This is a genomic window from Coleofasciculus sp. FACHB-712, assembly GCF_014695635.1.
Classification (GTDB): Bacteria; Cyanobacteriota; Cyanobacteriia; order Cyanobacteriales; family FACHB-T130; genus FACHB-T130.
Window position 1 is genome coordinate 1 of sequence record NZ_JACJOQ010000686.1, and the last position, 2,944, is coordinate 2,944.

5 protein-coding genes are annotated in these 2,944 nt (G+C 39.6%); all 5 read right to left on the reverse strand.

Annotation, left to right across the window (positions count from 1 at the left end):
• Positions 1–323: OB-fold nucleic acid binding domain-containing protein (locus H6F50_RS25665; RefSeq protein ID WP_242029210.1), on the reverse strand; the 323-nt coding region annotated here is incomplete at its 3' end.
• A gap of 328 nt (positions 324–651) precedes the next feature.
• Entirely contained in the window at positions 652–864 is a 213-nt protein-coding gene (locus H6F50_RS25670; protein ID WP_190430887.1) for a hypothetical protein, read from the reverse strand.
• Complete coding sequence (locus H6F50_RS25675; RefSeq protein ID WP_190430884.1) at positions 857–1,240, reverse strand: hypothetical protein; 384 nt, start codon at positions 1,238–1,240, stop codon at positions 857–859. Before H6F50_RS25675 ends, H6F50_RS25670 begins: the two co-directional genes overlap by 8 nt.
• A 478-nt stretch (positions 1,241–1,718) precedes the next feature.
• Positions 1,719–1,982, reverse strand: a complete 264-nt coding sequence (locus H6F50_RS25680; RefSeq protein ID WP_190430885.1) for a DUF2584 family protein — start codon at positions 1,980–1,982, stop codon at positions 1,719–1,721.
• Positions 1,983–2,278: 296 nt separating this feature from the next.
• A partial coding sequence (locus H6F50_RS25685; RefSeq protein ID WP_190430886.1) for an alpha/beta hydrolase occupies positions 2,279–2,944 on the reverse strand: 666 nt, incomplete at its 5' end.

Below are 2,944 nucleotides of genomic sequence, written 5' to 3' on the forward strand. Positions count from 1 at the left end.
AGATCCTTTAGGTGTTTAAAGGCATCCGGGACATCCGCCATCCCTTCATCGATTCTTTTCTTCTCCAGATACAGCTGAATCGAGCCAGTTTCGTCTTGCAAGGTAAAGAAGGCGAGTTTGCCGAAGACGCGACGCGCCATAATGCGTCCAGCAATGGCGACTTCTACTTCTACTTCTTCACCGCTTGGCAAATCTGCGTATTTTTCCTGCAATTGCGCTGCATGGTGGCTGGATTCCCACTGGTAAGCATAGGGATTCATTCCCAGTTGCTTTAGCTGTTCGACTTTCTCTAACCGCGTGGCGCGGATATCATCTGAGGACATGGTAAGGAACTTTTAGGGGCAATCTTTGATTTTAGATGCTCTAGGCAAGTCTGTTAACTATTGTGTCTTGTTTTTGCAGGATGGGAAGGGAAGGAGAGTGGAGGATGCGATCGCACCTCTAGCTCAGATGGCTTTTTTGGAATTGAGGAAAAATAATAGTGGAGAGCGATCGCTACTAATTGCGCTTGCTCTGCACTATGACCGAAAGGTAAGATGCTTTTTTCAATTTCAATTTGTTCGGTAGAGAAGGCTTTTCAGCCGTGTTTTATGATTTTTGCAAACTTTGCAAATTACCACAATACTTTTTTAGTTGAACTAATTAGAGTAACTATTCAATGCTTCTGGATTTTTTTCCTAAGAGTCTAGTCCACAAGCCTTCACGCTTATTTCCTTGGTCAGGATCTCTATAAACGAAGGTTTTAGCGCTTCCATCCTTCTTTACTTCTAAGAGTTCAAGTTTCTTGCCAGCTTCCTGCTCAATCTCTCTTGGTGGTTCCCGATCAATTTCTTTTTCGTCTCCTTCTGATGCTTTGTTAGACATTATTTTTCATTCTCCAAAGCAGTTCTATATCTTGCTTTCTAGAGCGCATCCAATTAACAGCATCACTATGTAAGTCTATATTTTGTAGTGCCTGAAAGTCTGCATCATTAGTAGTGTCAATTGCCAACAGACCTGTTATTGAATTTCCTTGATAAAAAGAAAGCACCGTAACTGCTTTAATATTTTGCTCAATTAGATTTTTATTGTCTTGGTTAAGAGGTACGTATGTACTAGGAAGATTCTGTTTAACTGATACATCAAGAAATTCCACATGATACTTTTTGGCTCTCATAAAAGTATACCCTAAAACACCCTCATTAAAGGCAAAAAGAGCATCTAGTTCTTTTTCCTTTATATTGTCAGTTCGACAAACCATCTGGAGACACCATTGACAAAATCCCACTCTAACGGGTATAAAAATGGAGGAACGAACATCATCGCTGAGATTATACTTTTGTTTAAAAATTCTATTTATAAGGCTTTTTAACTTAACTTCAGTTTCAGGATAGTATAGTTTTTAATTGCAAGAGATAAATCTGTGAATTCTTTTGATTGTTGTATGCTATCAGCAATCCAAATTAAAAAATATAAAATTATGATAAATACAATAGAGATAGTTCTGGCATTCGTAGGCTTTTTAAAGAAAGTCCAATCTTGCGGAATTATACTGTAATCATTCAGAAAAAAAGCTTGCACAGCCCCTAAGCTAATAACAATTAATTGAAGCAGTAAAAGCACGAAGAGGAAAAATTTATAAGCTCGAAATTTTCTCCTAAAGTACCTAAATTCCATAGTTAAAATTTTCCCCAACCGAGTTCTAGAAATTTTCATAAAATTACTCTTATCTATTAAGGTTATTTAATTGAAAAAGGTATGTTATGAACTTTGGTTATTTCAAAAGTAATGGTCGTCTTATGGTTCTCCCAAGTAAGTTTACGGATAACAATATCTGCATAGTAAACCCAATTTTCATCAACTAGAGGAATGGATACATCTACAGGTATAATTCTGTAGCCATCTTTAGAAGCTTGATGTTGTGATGCCACCTTTAGCTGTTCTGGATAGCCTTGGGATGGATTAAGTTTCAAAATGCTATTAACTTCACAAGGCATACCCATAGTTTTTAGTCTCCTCCGAAGCAGTTATGCTCTCACTCTGTAGATTATTTTGTACATTTTGGCATTGATGGAACCTCTTGATGCCCCGAAAAGTAAGCGAACCCATCCCACTAGAAAAACGCGATCACTGTTAGATGAAGACTAAGGTAATATTGTTGATAGATTGGCAATCTGTCGTTTTGAGGCTGGAGCTGCCTAGACTTTAAAAAGCAGCTTCAGCCTCTTGATTGGCACCTTGAAAGCTAATATCAGCAACAAAGTTAGCCAATCTGAAAAGTTACAAAATAAGCTATCGCTCAGATGCTCGTAGCTGCAAGGAACTCTCGCATATATTGAGTGACCAGTTGCGGTTTCTCTTGCTGCACCCAATGGCTAGAGTCGGGAATGTATTTAATCGTCAAGTCTTTGACATACGCTTCAGTTCCGTAAGTCAGCTCTTTACCGAGTGCAGTATCTTGCTCTCCCCAAATCATTAGCGTAGGAACCTGGAGAATACTCCAATCTTGACTAAGCATTCTCTGCTGAAAAAGATTGCGATAATAGTTCAGGCTGGCTGTTAGGGCACCGGGTTTTGCCGCAGCTTGTTTGTAGGCATCCAGATCGGCTTTTGTGAAGGCATTCTTATTAACAGCCATACCCGTGATAGCCGTTTCGATCGATTGGTAATCGAAGGATTGTAAGAGTAATTCTGGTAGCCACGGTAGCTGAAAAAAGAAGATATAGGAACTGCGTAATAGTTGTTGGGGATTACGCATATTTTCGGCAAATTTGGCGGGGTGGGGCAGATTTAGGACAATCAACTTGTCCACCATCGTGGGGTATGAGTAGGCAAAATTCCAAGCGATCGCACCCCCCCAGTCATGACCCACCAGCACGCAGCTAGAGTATCCGAGTCCCTGAATTACCCCTTCAACATCTTTAATAAATTCATCCATCACATAAGCCGATTGAGCTGCTGGCTT

Bases quoted from the DNA above. Each gene is read 5' to 3' on its own strand.
- H6F50_RS25670 (WP_190430887.1), bottom strand. From the start codon at position 864: ATGTCTAACAAAGCATCAGAAGGAGACGAAAAAGAAATTGATCGGGAA.
- H6F50_RS25675 (WP_190430884.1), bottom strand. From the start codon at position 1,240: ATGGTTTGTCGAACTGACAATATAAAGGAAAAAGAACTAGATGCTCTT.
- H6F50_RS25680 (WP_190430885.1), bottom strand. From the start codon at position 1,982: ATGGGTATGCCTTGTGAAGTTAATAGCATTTTGAAACTTAATCCATCC.